Origin of the sequence: Alkalinema sp. FACHB-956 (assembly GCF_014697025.1) — a bacterium.
Lineage (GTDB): Bacteria > Cyanobacteriota > Cyanobacteriia > Leptolyngbyales > Leptolyngbyaceae > Alkalinema.
Genome location: NZ_JACJRC010000030.1, coordinates 1 through 19110 on the forward strand (window position 1 = coordinate 1; position 19110 = coordinate 19110).

Sequence of the window (19110 nt, forward strand, 5' to 3'; positions counted from 1 at the left end):
TACCGAAATCGAGGACGGAGCCTGCGGCATAATGTCCTGATTTTGGCACCGTCTCTCACAGAACTCAGCCACTTTAGCAGGTTGGGCAATTTTCCTCTGCTTCTAATCCTTTAGTCCAAACTCCAGATCAGGAGAAATCCCATGACCATCAACTTCGGCGGCACCCACCGCCCGATCGACGATGCCCAAAAAAACCTCCAGTTCTACCTCCTCGGCACCCGCGAAGAAGTCCAAGCCACCATCAACCAACTCCACGCCCTCCGATTTAGCGATCGCGTGCGCTGGAGTCGCCCCATGCCCGTCTCCGGCTCCGACTGGCAATACATCAGCATGATGGAACGCGATCACTCGATCGGTTCCCAACCATTCGGCTCCAGCAAATAGAATTTGCCATCCTGCCCCTGACTCAGAAACAATTTAACCTTTTCCCCTCGCTTAAGAGAGCGTGACTGGCGTTGTGGCCCCGCCCAGCCTGATTCACGCTCCTTAATCGTCGTGTAATAGACCTCAATCACCTTCCCAGCTTTCAGCTGCATTGATTGCGACTTCTCCAGCGTTGCAATCTTAACCTTCGCAGCATGGTCATAATTTTTTCCATAGGGCACCGCAACCTCCTTCGATCGAATCGCCATCACCTGACCTATCACAATATGCGTGGAATATTCCCGCAATTTCTGATCTGACAGCGGCGGAATTGCAGCCCCAGCAGATTGAACCATCATCCCCGGAGATCCCATCACAACCACGATCGCCATCACCATCCCAAACCCTTGCACCATTCCCAACCCTTGTTTTGCCATCATCTTTCCAGTCTTTTTAACTACCTTATTTCCTGAGTCCACCACCTTATACATCATCCGCTTAAAACATAACTTCGATCAAACCATCCTGTAACCGATCGGCCCGCGATCGCCCTTCCTTAACCCCTTAGAAAATAATTTACAATCACCCATTCAAGTGAATTAAATTAGCAATCAATAACCTTGAAAAAACAGCATTCAAAAATCACTCATACAGGTGAAATCAACCACCTAAAAAGCCTTGATCCCCTTGATAGAACTGCCCCGACTGACTGGAGGTCATCACCATTTATCAATAGATTAAAAAATAGTTTTTCAAAAAAACTCTTGTCAAACTTTAGCCGTATTGCTAGGATTCAATCAAACTTTCACTAACAAATTTTGAGTGTCTTTCCCGACATAACTCATATCAGTTAATTCTGCAAGTCTTAGCGATTCACTCTACTTTTTCGGCAATCCTAGATCTTTCTCAGCAATCCTAGATCGGCCTTTACCCCTCGAACTGATTCGTCATTGGGGTCATTCGATCGTGCCTAAATCAAATTCAATCAAGTCGTGGTCTTGCATCTTGCAATGACTGTTTTAAAAGTATTTATGGGGAGTGCACACATGACATCGTTAACTCAATTTTGGTTAACTCAATTTTGGGCAGTGTTAAAGTTTCCCGATCTCAAGACATCTTCACGGTTTCTACTATTAGTTTCTAGTGTAGTCACGACTCTAGTATCCGTCGGACTCACTGCAAATGGCGCGATCGCCGTAGAATCCCCTTCCGAAAAAAGAATTGAACAATCCCTTTTAGAGTCAGGTCACTTACTGGCCACATCAGATCTGGCTACATCAGATCTGGCTACATTAAATGCAGAGAAGACAGAAAACTTAGGTTCCAGCGCGATCGAGGCAGAAGACCCGCAATCCGATGCCATGGCTCAGGTCACTTCCGTATCGCAACTGAGTGATGTCAAACCCACCGACTGGGCCTTTCAAGCCCTGCAATCTCTAGTAGAACGCTACGGCTGCATTGCGGGCTACCCCGACAAAACCTATCGGGGCAACCGAGCCATCAGCCGCTATGAATTTGCAGCCGGTTTGAATGCCTGTATGGATCGGATTAATGAATTAGTCGCCGCATCCACCGCAACCATTGCTAAAAAAGAAGACCTCGAAACCCTACGAAAACTCCAAGAAGAATTTGCCGCAGAATTGGCTACCCTGCGAGGACGGGTCGATGCCCTGGAAGCCAAAGTGGCCACCCTCGAACGCCAACAGTTCTCCACCACCACCAAGCTATTTGGACAAGTGATCCTAGGCTTACAAGGCCGCAGCCAAAATAAAGCCGCCTTCTTCCCCACCAATGGCCCTGCCGATACCCCCGATCCCGGCACTAACATCACCTTTGGCTACAGCGCCAACCTCAGCCTGGTGACCGCGTTTAGTCCCAAAAGTTTACTCTTGGTGGGCTTACAGGCCGGGAATCTCACAACAGCCCCCTCCCTCAATAACGATGTTCGGCTGGCCTACGAAAGCAATACGGGCAACAGCCTGCGCATTAGCGACCTGACCTACCGTCAAATGCTGGGCAGAAACTTCGCAGTCGTCGTTGGCACAGAAGGGCTGAATGCAATCAACGTCTTCCGAGGCGCAAACCGAGTAGAAAGCGCCGGTTCCGGGCCATTGTCCGCCCTGGCACAACGGAACCCGATCGTGGGGATTGGGGCTGGCAGTGCGGGATTAGGCTTCGATTGGCAAATTGCCCCCCGCGTCAGTTTACAAGCCGTCTATTCCGCAGGCAATGCCAACAATCCTGCCTCTAAAGCGGGCTTATTCAACGGCGGATATAGTCTGGGCACACAGTTAACCCTGGCTCCCTCCCGCAGCATCGACCTCGCCATTCAATACATTAATTCCTACAACGCAGCGGGAGATCTGGGAACCGCCTTGGGCGACTCGCAGGTAACCCTGGGGCAACCTATCAACACCAATGCGATCGGCTTTTCTGCCGCCTGGAGAATCAGCCCAGCCATAACCTTAGGCGGGTGGACCGGCTTCACGCGATCGAACCTGCAAGGGGGCTCAGGGGGCGTCAACACCTTTAACTGGATGGCTTACTTGAACTTCCCCGACTTGGGCGGTCGAGGCAACTTGGCCGGCCTCTACGTTGGTCAGCCCCCCCGCATTACCAAGAGCGACCTGGCCACAGGGTTTAACTTGCCTGATATTTCCCGTGGCGGCATTGGTGAACCTGGCGGACAAGAAAAAGCCACCACCCATGTCGAAGCCTTCTACCGGATGCGCTTGACCGACAACATTTCCGTCACCCCCGGCTTGATGGTGATCTTCAATCCTGCCAATTCCAACAGCGAAACCATCACCGTTGGGGCCATTCGGACTACCTTCACGTTCTAGGCAGCGTCACGTTCTAGGCAGCGTCATGCTCGTTAGCTTGACCCGTTAGCTTGACCCGTTAGCTTGACTCGCTCGCTTCCGTTCTAACTTGCTTCCGTTCTAGCGGGTTCCCGTTCTAACTCATCTCACGTTCTACACCTAGGAGACCATCACACCATGGGAAAATGGCATTTTTTTGCTCCACTATTAGGGCTGCTGGGTCTGGGTCTGATGGCCACCAGCGCCCAAGCTCAAGTTCAAATTACCGGCGGATCGGGTGAAGTCAACAATGCCCGAATTTTCGTGCCCACCACTGGACAATTTATTGGCCCTGGCAGTTCTGGAACAGATGTGCAAAGCGGCATCTACGACGGAACCTACAACAAAGTTTTCATTAAAACTGAACTCGGCAATTTACCCACAAATTTGCTGTTTCGCAGTAATCTCATTCCAACCTTCAACACCCAGGCAGGCCAAGCCCCAACGGTAGGCACCACGGGGGAAATCTCTGGGTTAGTCACCTTTCGGGCCGTCACCAACAGCGGTAGACCCGCATTTTTCACCAATATTCCCACGAAGCTCAACATCACGTTGACTCAGACGCCCTGCCCCGTTTGTACTACTCCGACCACAGAGTGGAATGCCTTTGATTTTATCTTGACGGAAGTTGGCGTCGGACAAACGCCTTCCAGCGTTTCAGTGGTTGAGCGCAATACCCCTGTGCGACTACTGCAATATACCAACGCAGGCAACGGCCCAACGAACCGGACAGTTTTGGGAACCAATGTCCCCGCCAGTCGTTACGATACCCGGCGTGAGGGAGTGAGCTATTCCGGTGATGTGAAATTTGACATCCAGAATGGAGTCTTCGGAGATGGCAACATTACGTCGGTACGTTTAGCCGAAGTCATTAGCAATCCGAATCCCACGCCCAGAACCGATGCCCCGATCGTTAACTATACGATCAGCTTCCTGCCAATCTTTGTAACCCCCCGTACAACAACCATCTGGTATGTTGCGCCCAGTTTGGTTTACGTACCCGTGATCGATCGAGAAGTGATCGTGATTGTACGTGGACGGGAAATTACTCGTCCTAATAGAAATACTGATAAGCCAAACGACAAGCCGAATGACAAGCCGAGTGATAAGCCAGACGATAAACCCAATGATCAGCCTGGAGATAAACCCGGTGATAAACCCGGTGATAAGCCCGGTGATAAGCCCAGCGACAAACCCAGCGACAAACCCAGCGATGATAGCGCTGAAAAGCCCGAAGTCGAGATCGATACTGACGAAATCATCTACGTCGATCGGGAAACTCGGAAAACTTACATCACCATTGGGTTGCCTAGCCGTGTCTTTCCCAACTTCATGGGTCTAGAGGAAGTCGCGCTTGAAAAGGATACCTCTCCCCAACCGAATCCAAATCCCAGTCCTACCCCAAATCCCAGTCCCAGTCCCTAACTGAGCCTCAGTCCTCTGCTTGGGGCATTGCCGACGGACGAGCCGACGGTCGATCGGTCGTCCTTTGCCCACAGTAGGTGATCAAGCCAATCAACAACAGTAAACCTGCTAAATACTTCAACGGTGCCGGGACGATCGGATTGGGCGAAAAAAAGCCTTCGATCGTCCCGGCAATCACGAGCATCGGTACAATGCCATAGACCAACTGCGCTGCTTGCGTGCCATAGACCTTAAACGCATCGACTCGGCGATACTGCCCCGGAAACAGCAAGGCCCGCGCGATCAGAAATCCGGCTCCCCCCGCAAAAAAAATTGCAGGCAATTCCAACGCCCCATGGGGAAACACAAAAGCCCAAAAGGGATAGGCTAGGTTGTTTTGTCCCACCAAGGTCGCGATCGCGCCAATCATAATGCCGTTGAAAAAAAGCGCCCAAGTCGTCAGTAAGCCCCCCGTAATTCCCCCCGCAATCACCCGAAAGGACACGACCAGGTTATTGACCATAATGCCACTAGAAGCCAAGGGTTCCGAACCGACAATATTGCCCATCCACAGTTCCCCCCGATCGCGCACCTGTTCAATCAAGCTAGCCGGAGCAATCAAGGCAATAAAATCCGGATCCCGCCAAGCCAACCACCAAGCCAAGAGCGCTCCCAACAAAAATAAAGCCGTCGCCAACGCCGTATAGGCCCAAGTCGCCTGCACCACCGCCGGAAACCCCCAACGGTAGAAACGCCACACCTTCCCCCATTCCTGCCGCCGTGAACCTTGGTACACCTGATTGTAGGCACGGCTGGTGAGCCCCTGAAGCGCATGGATTAAGGTTTGGCTGGCTTGGGTGGTTTTCGCCCGAGCAAGATCGGCAGATACCGATCGGTACAGACTCGACAAGGATTGAATTTCCGCCGCTGTCAGCGATCGGATCCCCTTTTTCTCAGCTTTTTGCAGCAAGGTTTCCAACTGTTTCCAAGAAGGCTCTTTACGGGCAATCCATCGCTGAATATTCATAACAGTCTGTTAACTTTTGAGACGACTCAACCAAGGTCACGGAGGAGGGAAGGCCCGATCAACGCTAGCTAAGGGTTGAAATAATTAGTGAAATTTTGCCAAGACTGGGCAACTCACGAATAAAACTAAGATAACTGCAAATCTCTGCTTGCAAAAACTTGTTCGATCGCACGATCGTGGAGCCATTGCAGGATTGTTAAACCCATTACCGAATCAATCTCGGATCGATCGCCTATGTCATTTTCTTCACCGCCCAATGGCCCATCCCCCCATGCGCCTGAGCCCATCAGACCTCTCAGCGTGGGCAATGTGGTCAGTGCAGCCTTTCGACTGTACAGAGCCAATTTTCAACAGTATCTCGGCATTGCGTGGCAAGCGACCCTCTGGGTGGTCGTGCCCTTACTGCTACTGCTGGTTCCTGCGGTTTATATCTTCAGTCAAGCCCGCAGCAGAGCCAGTGCCGCGCAGAGCTTGGGACTGTTTTGGCTGATCATGATCGTTTGGATTGTCATCTATCTCTACTGTCTCAGCTCCTATCTGGCCCATTCCGCAGCGATTACCCGTTTAGTCCACAGTGAGTTACTGGGGCAACCCGAGGATCCCAAAGCCGTTCAGCGCATCACCCAAAGTCGTCGGGGCTCCTTTTTGGGGAGTGGTTTTTTAATCGGGTTACTGGTGGGTGGCATTTCTTTCCTGGTGGCGATCGCCTTTTTTATTATTACCGCTGTTGTCGCGGGATCCAGTGGAGCGATTCGATTTAGCGCCGCTGGAAGACCCATTGCCAATGATCCAGCGATGGCGCTACTGGTTGGAGTGCTTTTTCTGCTGGGTCTAGTGCTGTGGGCGACTTGGTTGACTTGGATGAGTGCGCGGTTTTTATTGCCAGAAGTGGCGATCGCCGTTGAAGACAACGTTGGGGCGGTGGCGTCCCTCGGGCGCAGTTGGAACCTAACGCAAAGGAATGCATGGCGGATTGTCGGAATTCTGATCGTGGCTTTTCTAGTGACTTTACCGATCCAAATCCTGCTCCAAATTATTAGCGAAGTAGTCAATAAAATAGTTGCTGTCAGTTTCCCCAGCAATAGTCCCAGCTACGCGGTCATTACTGCCATTGTGGGCATGATCTTGGGATTCGTGGTCAGTGCGTTTATCCTGCCCTACTGGCAAGCCATCAAGGCGGTGATTTACTACGATTTGCGCAGTCGGCGAGAAGGGATTGGTTTGACTCTGCGCGATCGATAGAATAGCCGCTGCGATAGACCCGACCCATGAAATACTTCAACCGCATCACCCTCTATACCCCGGAAAGCGTGGCCCTGGAATTCACCTTGGCGGGTATTGGTAGCCGCGCCTTTGCGCTCCTCGTGGACTACCACATTCTCGCCTTGGTGATTGTTGTCTTTATATTCCTCTGGCTGGCGTTGTCCTTCCAACTGACCGAATACCTTCTCCAACGCAATATTGACTATTCCGGCCTAGGCAATTGGCTGATTGCCATTCCCTTTTTGATCGTCTTTGTCATTTTCGTGGGGTATTTCATTTTCTTTGAAACCCTCTGGAAGGGGCAAACCCCCGGCAAAAAATGGGCCAAAATTCGCGTCATTCAGGACAATGGACAGCCCGTTGGCCTGCGGCAGTCCACCTTACGAGCGTTGCTACGCCCGATCGACGATACGCTGTTTCTAGGCTTTTTATTCATTGTGCTGGGTAAACAGGAAAAACGCATAGGCGACTGGGCTGCGGGAACGGTCGTCGTGCAGGAAGAGTTACCCCCCGTGGGATCGGCGGCCTTTCCGCTGTCGGGGCAGGCGCAGGAGGTCGCCGATCGCCTACTGGCCGTGGCCGACCTGACGCAATTGCTCCCCGATGATTTCGCGATCGTGCGGGAATACCTCCAGCGGCGCAACCAGTTATCAGCAGATGCCCGGGCCACCACAAGTCTTAACTTAGCCAAACAAGTCCAAAAAGTTCTGACTTTAGACAAATTGCCCTTTGATATGACTCCAGATTTATTCTTGGAAGGAGTGTACTTAGCCTACCAGCAGCAGTTTGGCGATCGCTGGTTGTCGTGAATTCCATAGCCCAAGCCAGCACCAGCACTCCCGCCGATCCAACGAATTTTGTAGATCTTGACTTTTGTAGATCTTGAAGTAGATCTTCATCGAATGCGTGATCTTGAACAAGGTTCTTGCTGATTTCCTAAGGCATGATTCGAAAAGACTGTTAGCTGTATTAAAGTTCCGATGAGGGGTCATTATAAGCTCTATGGATAATTCTATGTTTGACTGCATTGTGGTGGGCGCGGGGCCAGCAGGTGGATCTGCGGCCTACCATTTGGCCAAGCGGGGACGCTCTGTGATGGTGTTGGAGCGGTCGGCCCTCCCTCGGCAAAAGGCTTGCAGTGGGGGCGTGTCTCCTGCCGTGGGCCAATGGTTTGACTTTGACTTCAGCCCCGTCATTGCCAAAAAAGTCTCGGATATTCGCTATACCTGGCGGGTCAGTGATCCTGTGGATGCCAGTTTGAATACCCCGGAACCGATGTGGATGGTCGATCGGGCGGCCTTTGATTTCTATGTGCTGCAACAGGCGGAAAAATTAGGTGCCCAGTGGCGCGATCGCACCGAGGTCACGGGCATTGAATTTCGTGGTGACCATTGGCAGGTCAAAACCAGTGATGGCGAACTGCAAGCCCGCTATTTGATCGCCGCCGACGGAGCCAAGGGGCCGATGGCACAGTGGCTCGGGTTCAAACCTCGGGATGTGCGCACCGGAGCCTTGCTAGAGCTCCCGATTCAGGACGCCCACACCCGAGCCCAGTTTGACTTCGGCATTATCAAGAACGGCTTTATCTGGAGCTTCCCGAAGGCGGAAGGCTATTCGATCGGCACCGCCACCTTCCGAGGTAAGGGCAACGAAGATCTCAAAGCTGCACTGTCGGAATATTCCAGCTTGCAGGGCTACGATCTGAGTCAAGCCAAGATTACGGAAGGAGCCATTTCTGTTTGGGATGGCGATGAGCAACTGCATACCCGCAATGCTTTGCTAGCCGGAGAAACCGCAGGCGTGGTTGATCCGTTTACCGGCGAAGGGATTCGGCCTTCCATGTTCAGCGGGGTCAAGGCAGCGGAGGCGATCGATCAAGCGCTGACCGGCAATGCCAACGCCTTGGCCGATTACACCCAACTCATTCAAGAGGAATGGGGCAAGGATATGGCTTGGGCGCAAAAGCTAGCCGGAATTTTTTACCGAGTCCCCCAAATTGGCTACAAAGTCGGCGTGAAACGGCCTACCGCCACCGATCGGCTAGGCAAAATTATGTGTGGCGAAATGAAATATGCCGACGTGGCTACCCGCGCGCTGAAGCGATTGAGTGGTGGATTAATTCCGGGGCTGGGTTAATTGCGCGATCGTCGGGGCTGCTGCGCAGCAAAGATCGGGGAACTTCTCCCCGCCCCCCTGCCATGTCAGGGGACTCTACTCCCCCGACACCCCCCGAAAGTGAATTCTGCGTCCAAGCACAGGGGATTCGTGAGGGACAATTTTGTTTATCGAACTCACCTTTATCTGGTCTTAATTTGAAAAGAGCCGTCTGTTAGACGGCTCTTTTTGATCGATTACTTTACTGGTACACGATCGGTCTTCTACACCGTCATGATGTCTTTTTCCTTCTCAGCGAGTACCCGATCGACTTCTGAGATGTACTTATCCGTCAGCTTTTGCAGCTTATCTTGCAGGTCGCGGGACTCGTCTTCCGAGACTTCCTTATCCTTTTCCTGCTTTTTCACCGCATCAATGCCATCCCGACGAATACTGCGAATGGCAACCTTGCCCTCCTCAGCATACTTCGCCGCCAGCTTGACAAACTCCTTCCGGCGCTCACTGGTCAGCGGGGGAATGTTTAAACGAATCACCGTTCCATCGTTATTTGGCGTTAGACCAACATCAGACAGGGAAATCGCCTTCTCGATCGACGATAGCGACGTGCGATCGTAGGGTTGAATCTGCAACGTCGTCGAATCCGGCGTGCTGATATTAGCCAATTGCTTGAGGGGAGTCGGCGAACCGTAGTACTCCACCGTAATTTTGTCTAGCAGAGAAGAATTGGCACGTCCCGTCCGAATCGTATTAAACGCTCGCACCGTAGACTCCACCGACTTTTTCATCCGCTCTTCAACATCAGCTAACATCACAATCTCCTCCAACAATCGTCCCGATCGGTTCACCCATCACGGCACGGCGTACATTTCCCTGCACAGAGAGGTTAAACACCATGATGGGAATATGGTTCTCTCGACAAAGGGAAATCGCCGCTGCATCCATAACTTTCAAATCATGGGTCAGAACGTGCGAGTAGGTCAAGGTGTCAAAGCGTTTCGCCTCAGGATTTTTCTTTGGATCCGAATCGTAGACCCCATCCACCTTCGTCGCCTTAAACAGCACATCTGCCCCAATCTCAGCGGCTCTGAGGGCTGCGGTGGTGTCCGTGGTAAAGAAGGGATTGCCTGAACCCGCGCCAAATACCACCACACGACCCTTTTCTAGGTGGCGAATTGCCCGCCGCCGAATGTAGGGTTCCGCCACTTCCTGCATCGCGATCGCGGTCTGGACACGGGTGGGGACGTTAATCCGCTCCAGTGCATCCTGCAAGGTAATGGCGTTCATAACCGTCGCAATCATCCCAACGTAGTCCGCCGTTGCCCGTTCCATCCCAGCCGCAGCCCCGCTCACGCCTCGGAAGATATTGCCGCCTCCAACGACGATCGCGACCTGAACACCGGACTTCACCACATCTGCAACTTCTTGAGCAATGCTGTCTACTACCTCAGGGTCGATTCCATAGTTCAAATCACCCATCAAGGCTTCACCACTGAGTTTCAGCAACACTCGTCGATATGTTACGCTCATGCCCGCCTATCCGATTGCGAAGATTTCCAACCTACGATACCAGGACAGATGCACTTCAGTAACAGTAGATGACAGTTTTTCCGTTGCCACAATTAAGCCCCAGTCCGGGTGAAATGATCTATCCCAGAGAGTCAACATTTAGGAAGTCGTTAAATGATTAAGCCTTCGCCAAAGGTCAACACTCAAAGCGTAAAAAGCGTAATTTGATGCATTTCCCGGCTTAACTAAGTCGATCGCCATTTCACTGAGCAGCCAATCGGAGCCGTTGAGGTCGGCACGATCGCTTCATCCGCCAAAATTCGCGCGATCGCATCCCGCAGGTGGTTTTGGGTCACGGCGGCTGGATTTTGGGCATTGTCGTCCACGGCACCGCTGTAGCAGAGAATGCCTTGCTGGTTCAGCAGAAACACATGGGGTGTCTTTTCCGCGCCAAAGGTGTGGGCTACATCCTGGGTTTCATCCCGCAGGTAGGGAAAATTGAGGCCATTGGCTTCGACGAACGGCTGCATTTGATCGAAGGCATCTTCAGGAAATTGTTTGCCATCGTTGGGATTGATGCCGATGAGCGTAAATCCCTGGCCTCCGAAGTCCGCTTGAATCTGCTTCAACCGATCCAAGTAAAACTTGACATAGGGGCAGTGATTGCACATGAAAACAACCCCGATCGCCTTGTATTGTTCCAAATACCGCGCTAGGTGATGCACAGATCCATCTGCACCGGGCAACTCAAAGTCAGGCGCGTATCCGCCGATCGCTGTTCCTTCCATAATCGAACTTTACAAGAGCCTCAAGGCAACAGGTTTCCTTACAATTTATAGACCAAATTGGCGGCAGTGAACCTGAGAAACGATCGAGAAACAATCAAAGTCGATCGAACGATCGGTGTTGATTGAGAATCCCAGTTAAAACAGGCACAATGGCTCAGGTGCTAAAACAGAATTCCATTCCCTAAGATATTTATGACTGTTGCATGTTCAGAAACAACGCCCTATCAAATTTGGGAGTGGCAAGGGTTTGAAATTGGCTACCAAACTGCTGATTTCCAAAGTGCTAGCGTTCAAAGTACTAGCGTTCAAAGTACTAGCGTTCAAAGTACTAGCGATCAGAGTGAGACCGATCTCGGCCCCGCCGTTGTGCTGATCCACGGGTTTGGAGCCTCCTGCTACCACTGGCGCAAGAATATTCCCGTTTTGGCCCAGACCTGCCGGGTGTATGCCTTGGATCTGATTGGCTTTGGCCGATCGGCAAAACCGACCCCCAATCAGGAAATTGCCTACACGTTTGAGACCTGGAGTCAGCAAATTCGCGATTTCTGCCGAGAGGTCATTGGTACTCCGGTATTTTTGGTGGGAAATTCGATCGGGTGTGTGGCAGCGATGCAGGCAGCGGTGGATGAGCCGGATCAGGTGCGGGGCGTGGTTTTGCTGAACTGTTCCCTGCGGCTACTCCACGATCGCAAACGGGAGGGACAACCCTGGTATAAGCAGCTCGGTGCGCCGATTTTGCAGTCAGTTTTGCAGAACAAAGCGATCGGGCAATTCTTTTTTAACCAAATTGCCCAACCTCAAGCGGTCAAAAATATTCTGCGCCAAGCCTACCACCGCCCAGAGGCTGTGACCGATGAGTTGGTGGAGTACTTACTCGCCCCCGCCCGCGATCCCGGTGCCGTAGACGTTTTCCTGGCCTTTACCGCCTATTCCCAAGGCCCCTTACCGGAGGACTTGCTGCCCCAATTAACCTGTCCCACCCTCGTGGTTTGGGGGGAACAAGACCCCTGGGAACCGATCGAACTGGGTCGAGCCTTCAGCCAATATCCCGCCGTGGAGCAGTTTATTGCCCTACCCGGTGTCGGCCATTGTCCCCAGGATGAAGCCCCGGAGTTGGTCAACCCGATCGTGCAGGATTGGATTCAAACCCACTCATAAACCCCTACGATCGGGAGAGATGAGGCCAAATTGCCAACCAAACTACCATTTTTTGTAGGGTAGGAATTTCCCATTCATGGTCACCTTCACCCGATCGCCCTTGGGATCTTCCACCTTCTCGATATCCAACGTGAAATCGATCGCGCTCATAATGCCATCCCCAAATTTTTCCTGGATGACATCCTTCATGGGCATGCCATACACCTGCATGATTTCGTAGAAGCGGTAGATCAGCGGATCGGTGGGAACGATCGGCCCCAGTCCCTTCGTGGGGCAGGCGGTTAATTCAGCAACCAACGTTTGCGGCAAATCCAACGCCGTCAACAACTTGCTGGCTTCGTCTTCCGAGGCCGCCGCTTGACCGTAGAACAAAGCAGCAATCCAAACTTCATCCCGATCGAGTAAGGATTCCAGGTCAGCAAACGTCAAGCCCTTTTGCTTCTTGGCGGCAAGCAGCGTTTGCGTCAATGCGGGAATTTCAACGCTAGACATCCTGAACTCCTGATTCACAAACCTATAATTCACAACACTGGATTCGCAATCCTAGATTCACAACCCTGGATTCAGGACTACGCCATCCATTGCAAGCAACAATACCTACTGCAAGCAACAATACCTATTGCAAGCAGACCTATTGCAAGCAGACCTATTGCAAGCAGCAATGATTGCGGTCAGTCATCCCAGCTGAAAATCTATTCCATTAGAGACTAAGTTGCTGAGTCAAACTGTGAACCATAAGCAGTTTTTTGTGATCGAATGATCCCACAGCCTGGAGACAGCACTTACCCCAGCGATCGCTCCCGCTACGATCACCGCACCTACAGTTCACATCCATGAATCACAACCCGATCGACCGTAATTAAATCATCCAGCCGAATCACCCTACCGGAGTCGAGGCGAAGAAACTCAACCTTATTCTGGCTGTAAATATCAACCAGCTTAGTCTGGATCACAAGGGATTCCCCAGCTTCATTGCGATAGACCACCTCACAGCTCCGGCGACGCAAAATCAGTTCCACCAAGCGATCGTAAATGTCGCAGTCGATCGGGTGATAGGGTCGATCGTGCATCCCAAAATTCCCCCTCGCCTAAGCCAGCACCTAAATCCACCGCCTAAATGCCCCGAATCTCACGGCGGAGTTTTTCCAACTCGGGATCGGAAGAGCTGCTGGCAGCACTGGAATTTCCCACCGTTGCACTACTGGAACCGCCAGAACCGCCGATCTGTCCCGTTGGGGTTGTTCCCAGTAACTGAGTTTTCAACGCCACGAGTTCTTGATCAATCTCACTGGCTTCCCCCAGCGCTTGGAATTTTTTCTCCAGCTGATCGGTACTCAGTTCCGCCGAAACTTCCGCTTGGGCTTCCAGTTGCAGCACCTTTTCTTCCATCCGTTCAAAGGCTTGGATCGCATTGCTGGTGCCAATACCGCCCAACATATCGTTCAACTGTTGCGAGGTCTTCGCAGCACGGGCACGGGCAATATACATATCCTTCTTGGTCTTCGCATCAATTAGTTTGCTTTCCAATTGCTGCAAATTCTGCTTGAGTTGCACAACAACGCTGCCCTGTTGTTGCAGTTGACCCGCCATCGCCTCTGCGGTTTCCTGGTAGGACTTGCGTCGGGTCAAAGCTTCGCGGGCGAGGGCTTCATCGCCTTTTTGTAAGGCAAGCTGCGCTCGACGGTACCATTCATTGCTCTGGAGTTCCGCGTGGGTCACTTGGCGCTCTGTCCGCTTTTGGGTCGCGATCGCCTGGGCTACGGCCTGCCGCATCCGCACCAGGTCATCCTGCATATCCGCAACTGCCTGTTCCAGGATTTTCTCAGGGTCTTCGTTTTTTTCAATCCAATCGTTGACATTTGCCCGGACTAAACGCCAGACCCGATCGACTAAGCCCATGGGAAACTCCTCAAAAAAAGAGAATAGCGGCAGCAGCACCTCTATTCTCATCACTTTTTCACTGAATTTTCAATCTCAATTTTCCAGGGTACAGTTCACCGTTCAGGTTACTTCTGCACTTCAGCTTCAATCCCCTGTTGCTTCAATTCCTGTACCTTTTGCTGGGCTTCTGCTTCGTTGTTGTAGGAACCCCCGGTTTGAATCACTGCCCCTGATTCGCTGTTCCGGAAATAGGAATTCGGATCAAGCTGCTGCACTTTTTCTAAAGTGCGATCGTTGTCGTAGGGAACCACTACTTTGTAACCAGAACTCCTAGGGGTTTCTGGATTGTTGCTAGGAGCAGGTGCAACGGAGGGTAAGGGCGCAGGGGGTAAAGGAGCTGGAGGCAGGGGCGTAGTGCCACTGTCGATGGAACTAGGTCGATTCGGTGCATAGCGGGGTGCAGGGTCGCGATAACCAGCCGTAGGGGGACTAAACCGACGGGGTTGGGGCAAAGGTGTGGTTCTCACTTGCCCGCCAGAATTGTCCGATCGCCGATCAAAAACTGGCGCAATCCCAGAAGGTTGAGCATGGCCAGCCGCCCCCGGTGCAGCGCTACCCGATGGGTTACCGGGAGTCACGGCCTTACCCGCAGATAGTTTGGGGTTCATCACCACCAAACCATTCGGCACGGATTTAGCTGCCTTATTTTTATCAGTCACCCCAGGCTTTCCTACTGCTAAGCCCGACGCTAAACCCGATCGTCCCGTCCGCAAAACCGTTAAGTTACCCAAGCTGAGATCGGCAAATTCTTGGGAATCCAGGGCAAAGGCATGACTCGCCTCTTCGGTCGGTGAGGCCGCTGGAGCTTGAACGACGGGTTGAGAATTACTCTGAGGGCGTAGCGCAGTCATGGCCCGTCCTGCCAAACCGGCGATCGCTTTCAAGCTACTCGGATTCATGACTAAATAGCCAAACATGCCGCTAGCCAGCAACATCAGCAGCATCGATCCCACCCCCAAGGGCGTGAGCAAATTCTCCAACACCCCTCGCTCTAAATCGGCCTGCGCTTCCTCTTCAGCAAGGCTGCGTAATAAAGCCTCCGAGGATTCCAGATAATCATTCGGCAGATGATGGGTAGCCGCATGACTGTCTGAATCTCCCGCAACGAAATCCATCGGCAAGTCATAGGGATTATGTTCGATCTCCTCGGACATCAAAGGATCGATCGGAACCGCAGAATCCGATGGGTTGGGCAGAACTGCTAATGCTGAGTCGGTGGCCAGTGCAGTGGAGGTACTGGCGATCGTGGAATTCCAATCCCCCGGACTATCAAGTCCCTCTACAGAACCGACTGCCTGACTGCCCGCTGGCACCGATGATGGCACAGAGTGCGCACCAATAATGGGTGCAAAGGTTGCCAATTCCACGCGATCGGGTTTCGGTTTAGGGTGCATGGCTCTGGCCGAAGAGGGAGCCACCTTCAACCCCGCCCGATAACGACGATAGCGAGCCAATTCATCTTCTAGCCGACTATCTAAGTTACTCAGCGCTTTCTGAATGCGAGGGTTCAGGACGGCAGCGAAAGGGCTGCTGGAGGAATTGGCAAACGTTGCTTGCTGCATAGGGTTATCTATGAGTCTTGACTAAATCCAATTTGAAATCGGAAAAATGCCGGATTAAGCACCCACCCAAGGTTTTACAAGGTATAGAACTTCCTAGAACCTCATGGGGTACCAGTGTAGTCGAGCAACTGAAAAGTGCACGAAAAATTTTGATCCCCAGTCTGATCTGAAGACAGACCAGTCAAGGATTTAGCCGAATCTTGAATGTCTCGAAGGGATCGAAAATGCCTCGAAGGGGTCGAACCTTGGCAAGATATTTCTACAGACCTCTCTACCTCTACAGACCTCTCTACAAAACAATTGCCCGGTTGGGGCAGCGGAGCACTATGGCTTGGCAATCCTTGGGGAAGGTTCTCCCCCAGCTACATATTCCCTCTCCCTCGATCGAGCAACAAAACCTCGATCGAATCCAGACCCAATGGGCCGCCGTGGTGGGAGCAACCATTGCCCAACACACCAGACCCGTCAACCTGGCCCAAGGAATCCTCCAAGTGGCAACGGTCAATTCGGTTTGGGTACAAAACTTAATGTTTCAGCAGACCGCACTACTGGCCAAACTTAACCAAACATTAGAACTACAGCTCGTCAAAATTCGGTTTTCCACGGCTCAATGGTTCACGCAAACGGATCCCCCAGCGGATCCCGACCCCATGCTGAGCTCCGCGCAAACCTGGAAACAGCATCCCTCTCTTGATCCCACGATCGCAGGCCAGTACCAACTTTCCTTGATTTACAACACTCCAGAAACCAGCTTTCAGCAGTGGGCTACCCAGGTTCAGGCCCGCAGCCAACATTGGCCAACCTGTCCTATTTGTCAGTGCCCCACACCGTCTGGAGAACTCGATCGCTGGGGATCATGTTCGATTTGCATGACAAAATGTCAACCTTAAGAGTGAGCAATTCTCTCTTACGAGATTACTCTTCGTGACGAGAATCTAAAGATTGTATGAATGAGTAATTCCACGCAAAACCCTGAGCAAACGACCATGGCTATGGCCTTCGCCCAGTTCGCGAAAAAAAAAGCCCTTCCCGCGTTAGTTCAGAATGGGATCAACCTTTTTTCACAGTACGCAACCCCTATGAATCTAGGCGATCCCCGGATTTCGACCTGTCGTCACTGCAAGCATTATCAAATCGAAGGAAGGCGTGGTGGTTATTGTCACCAGCTGAGTTCTCCGGTTCAAGGCAGTTGGAATGCCTGTACTTTGGCGATCCCAAGCTTCGAGCCACTGGTCTCCCCTGCGGTCGTTGTCGAAACGGTCATTGCAGAAGCAATTTTGGCTGAATCTGCAGTGAATGAATCTGTGCTAGATGAGTTAATTGCTGGGACGGGCGCTGAAAGCACGTTGGAAGGCCGATCGTTCAGCCAACCGTTGCATGTACTGGAGGACAGCTGGATAACCACTCAGATCGAGTTTCAGCATCATGGGGATGTAGCTTAACAGCGATCCCACTGCCACATCACTGACAGTAAACTGTTCCCCTTGGATATACGGTTGTTTCTCTAATAGTGAATTGAGTCCCCCCATTAAGCGAGGCATCTCTCTTTCCCGATTGGCTTCAATAAAAATTCCCGTTCCAAGGGTGGAGTTGGCAAATAAAATCCATTGATTCGCGATTGACTTTTCTTCCACAGAAGCGAAGCCGCCGCCATATTTTTCTGCAAGGTAGAGCAAAATTGCTCCGGATTCCCACAGCTTAAACGCTCCATCCTCAATGGCTGGAACTTTGCCAAAGGGGTTGATGGCTAGAAAAGCTGGCTCCTGGTGAGCTCCCGCCGCCATATCTAGAAGAACAAACTCGTAGGGAATCCCCAGTTCTTCTAAATACCAATGAATAATTGTGGCGCGACTGCGAGCACCACCATAGAGTTTCAGCATAACAGCTCTCTCAATGCTTCACGACCTCAAAATACCCTAGCCAAGCGTTGTGGTCAAAGCGTTAGGTATCAGCAGGCCCATTATACCGACCCCACCTGAGAACGAATCTAATTAGAACGAATCTAAAGAACTTGATGGGTATAGGCATGTTGCTTAACATTGTCCTCAGTTCGAACAATGTTGGTGGAATTGAGAATGCGTTTCCGCTCGGTGGAATAGTTGAAGTCTTTCCGGGTTGTTCCTAAGGGAACCAATTCTTGGGCTTGGGGTCGCGCTTGGTAGGTACGAGCCGTTGCTGTTGCTCGGTAAGCAAAGTCGTCACAAAATTGAGCGATCGCAGGAAATTCCGCTGGCAACTGCGGGCCTTCGGGGGTCAGCACAGAACCAAGGGTGATCCCGATCGCTTGTTCGTAGGAAGTGGGAATTCCTTTGATCAGTGCTTCCATAGCAGCCGCTGGAATCGGCTCAATAACTTGCACAGGATGCACTTCCCCATCTTCTCGCAGGAAGCAAGTGGCTAAGCCAACTACAAGGTAACTTTCTGCACCTAAATCTGTGGCGTTAGGGTAAGTATTTTGGTCCATTGTCATAGGAATGATGTCACCAGAAAAGTTATTAATCTGAAATTTCGACTCAGAACAGTTGCAGATTTGGAGATAGACCTGGTGAACAAGGCACTTTTCACAGGGGCCTAGTCACGGGGGATTGATCTATTCCATCCAGGGTGAAGCGTTGGGATGACTTTTCGCATTCTATCAACTTTGCACTTCAGCCAACCGACCTATGAACAGTTTATGCACCGTTGGAGACACAACCGTTGGATTTAACTTGGACTTTGGATTTAACTTGGACTTTTGTTGATTGGCTGCGGACAACTGATCAACACAACGCGATCGGCCACTCCGCTGACCCTGTTGAGTTTCGAGGGGGAATGGGCACATTAGAGCCATGCAGTTCCGCCGCTTCTTGGTGTGCAGTCCAGATCCTTACCCTGCCAGACTAGTTGTTAGCAACTCAGTCGCCAGCGGTAGATACCGTTCCTCTCTATGAGGAATTAACTAAACTTCATTGAGAATTGGGTAAAGGAACTTCAAGTTGTACTGAGCAACGGTGGGTTGACTGCATAGGGGACATAGACTCATTGGGAGCACGCTCCATGGGGAAGCCAATCTCAATCTAGATGGGTTGATTCCAAATGATGTCGTACTTTCTTAAAATTTATTTTTCAAGATAAATTTTGCC

General features: G+C 51.7%; 19 protein-coding genes. 8 read left to right on the plus strand and 11 right to left on the minus strand.

Going from position 1 to position 19110, the window contains the following annotated elements; translation table 11 throughout:
- Nucleotides 1-141: 141 nt before the first annotated feature.
- On the plus strand, nucleotides 142-384 hold the full coding sequence (locus H6G21_RS21490) for a hypothetical protein (RefSeq protein ID WP_190575804.1): 243 nt from the start codon (nucleotides 142-144) through the stop codon (nucleotides 382-384).
- Here the strand turns inward: H6G21_RS21490 and H6G21_RS21495 are convergent.
- Nucleotides 345-803 (minus strand): hypothetical protein, encoded by a 459-nt coding sequence (locus tag H6G21_RS21495; RefSeq protein ID WP_190575806.1) that lies wholly within the window; start codon nucleotides 801-803, stop codon nucleotides 345-347. The two genes, H6G21_RS21490 and H6G21_RS21495, sit on opposite strands and share 40 nt — an antisense overlap.
- 606 nt (nucleotides 804-1409) lie before the next feature.
- On the opposite strand from H6G21_RS21495, the gene H6G21_RS21500 reads away from it, so the two are divergent.
- Together H6G21_RS21500 and H6G21_RS21505 are read left to right on the plus strand one after the other, a co-directional pair.
- Nucleotides 1410-3206: an iron uptake porin gene (locus H6G21_RS21500; protein WP_190575808.1), complete on the plus strand. Its 1797-nt coding sequence runs from the start codon at nucleotides 1410-1412 to the stop codon at nucleotides 3204-3206.
- A 156-nt stretch (nucleotides 3207-3362) separates the two neighbouring features.
- Entirely contained in the window at nucleotides 3363-4649 is a 1287-nt protein-coding gene (locus tag H6G21_RS21505; protein WP_190575810.1) for a hypothetical protein, read from the plus strand.
- A gap of 7 nt (nucleotides 4650-4656) precedes the next feature.
- Here H6G21_RS21505 and H6G21_RS21510 read toward each other — a convergent pair whose 3' ends face one another.
- Nucleotides 4657-5655 (minus strand): stage II sporulation protein M, encoded by a 999-nt coding sequence (locus tag H6G21_RS21510; RefSeq protein WP_190575812.1) that lies wholly within the window; start codon nucleotides 5653-5655, stop codon nucleotides 4657-4659.
- A gap of 234 nt (nucleotides 5656-5889) precedes the next feature.
- Between H6G21_RS21510 and H6G21_RS21515 the strand changes: the two genes are divergently transcribed.
- From H6G21_RS21515 to H6G21_RS21525, 3 genes are all read left to right on the plus strand, one after another.
- Nucleotides 5890-6897 (plus strand): hypothetical protein, encoded by a 1008-nt coding sequence (locus H6G21_RS21515; protein WP_190575814.1) that lies wholly within the window; start codon nucleotides 5890-5892, stop codon nucleotides 6895-6897.
- A 26-nt stretch (nucleotides 6898-6923) separates the two neighbouring features.
- A complete protein-coding gene (locus tag H6G21_RS21520; RefSeq protein ID WP_190575816.1) occupies nucleotides 6924-7727 on the plus strand; it encodes an RDD family protein in 804 nt (267 codons plus the stop codon).
- Between the two features lie 205 nt (nucleotides 7728-7932).
- Nucleotides 7933-9054, plus strand: coding sequence for a geranylgeranyl reductase family protein (locus tag H6G21_RS21525; protein WP_190575818.1), 1122 nt, complete (start codon nucleotides 7933-7935; stop codon nucleotides 9052-9054).
- Between the two features lie 242 nt (nucleotides 9055-9296).
- Here H6G21_RS21525 and frr read toward each other — a convergent pair whose 3' ends face one another.
- The 3 genes from frr to H6G21_RS21540 form a co-directional block, all read right to left on the minus strand.
- Entirely contained in the window at nucleotides 9297-9845 is a 549-nt protein-coding gene (gene frr, locus H6G21_RS21530; RefSeq protein WP_190575820.1) for a ribosome recycling factor, read from the minus strand.
- Nucleotides 9832-10560: a UMP kinase gene (gene pyrH / locus H6G21_RS21535; RefSeq protein ID WP_190575822.1), complete on the minus strand. Its 729-nt coding sequence runs from the start codon at nucleotides 10558-10560 to the stop codon at nucleotides 9832-9834. Before pyrH ends, frr begins: the two co-directional genes overlap by 14 nt.
- 224 nt (nucleotides 10561-10784) lie before the next feature.
- Nucleotides 10785-11327 (minus strand): thioredoxin family protein, encoded by a 543-nt coding sequence (locus tag H6G21_RS21540; protein WP_190575824.1) that lies wholly within the window; start codon nucleotides 11325-11327, stop codon nucleotides 10785-10787.
- Nucleotides 11328-11519: 192 nt separating this feature from the next.
- On the opposite strand from H6G21_RS21540, the gene H6G21_RS21545 reads away from it, so the two are divergent.
- Nucleotides 11520-12485 carry an alpha/beta fold hydrolase gene (locus H6G21_RS21545; protein WP_190575826.1) on the plus strand — a complete coding sequence of 322 codons (966 nt, stop codon included), beginning with the start codon at nucleotides 11520-11522 and terminating at the stop codon, nucleotides 12483-12485.
- 42 nt (nucleotides 12486-12527) lie between these two features.
- On the opposite strand, the gene cynS is transcribed toward H6G21_RS21545, so the two are convergent.
- The 4 genes from cynS to H6G21_RS21565 all read right to left on the minus strand — a co-directional run bounded on the left by cynS (nucleotide 12528) and on the right by H6G21_RS21565 (nucleotide 15988).
- Nucleotides 12528-12977, minus strand: a complete 450-nt coding sequence (gene cynS, locus H6G21_RS21550) for a cyanase (RefSeq protein WP_190575828.1) — start codon at nucleotides 12975-12977, stop codon at nucleotides 12528-12530.
- Between the two features lie 326 nt (nucleotides 12978-13303).
- Nucleotides 13304-13555 (minus strand): hypothetical protein, encoded by a 252-nt coding sequence (locus tag H6G21_RS21555; protein ID WP_190575830.1) that lies wholly within the window; start codon nucleotides 13553-13555, stop codon nucleotides 13304-13306.
- 43 nt (nucleotides 13556-13598) lie between these two features.
- On the minus strand, nucleotides 13599-14384 hold the full coding sequence (locus tag H6G21_RS21560; protein ID WP_190575900.1) for a PspA/IM30 family protein: 786 nt from the start codon (nucleotides 14382-14384) through the stop codon (nucleotides 13599-13601).
- A gap of 107 nt (nucleotides 14385-14491) precedes the next feature.
- Nucleotides 14492-15988, minus strand: coding sequence for a hypothetical protein (locus tag H6G21_RS21565; protein WP_190575832.1), 1497 nt, complete (start codon nucleotides 15986-15988; stop codon nucleotides 14492-14494).
- A gap of 326 nt (nucleotides 15989-16314) precedes the next feature.
- On the opposite strand from H6G21_RS21565, the gene H6G21_RS21570 reads away from it, so the two are divergent.
- Nucleotides 16315-16878, plus strand: a complete 564-nt coding sequence (locus H6G21_RS21570) for a DUF721 domain-containing protein (protein WP_190575834.1) — start codon at nucleotides 16315-16317, stop codon at nucleotides 16876-16878.
- A 426-nt stretch (nucleotides 16879-17304) separates the two neighbouring features.
- Here the strand turns inward: H6G21_RS21570 and H6G21_RS21575 are convergent, their stop codons facing one another.
- Both H6G21_RS21575 and H6G21_RS21580 read right to left on the minus strand, forming a co-directional pair.
- Nucleotides 17305-17868: a glutathione S-transferase family protein gene (locus tag H6G21_RS21575; RefSeq protein ID WP_190575836.1), complete on the minus strand. Its 564-nt coding sequence runs from the start codon at nucleotides 17866-17868 to the stop codon at nucleotides 17305-17307.
- Between the two features lie 122 nt (nucleotides 17869-17990).
- Nucleotides 17991-18458, minus strand: coding sequence for a hypothetical protein (locus H6G21_RS21580; protein ID WP_199307372.1), 468 nt, complete (start codon nucleotides 18456-18458; stop codon nucleotides 17991-17993).
- Nucleotides 18459-19110: the final 652 nt, after the last annotated feature.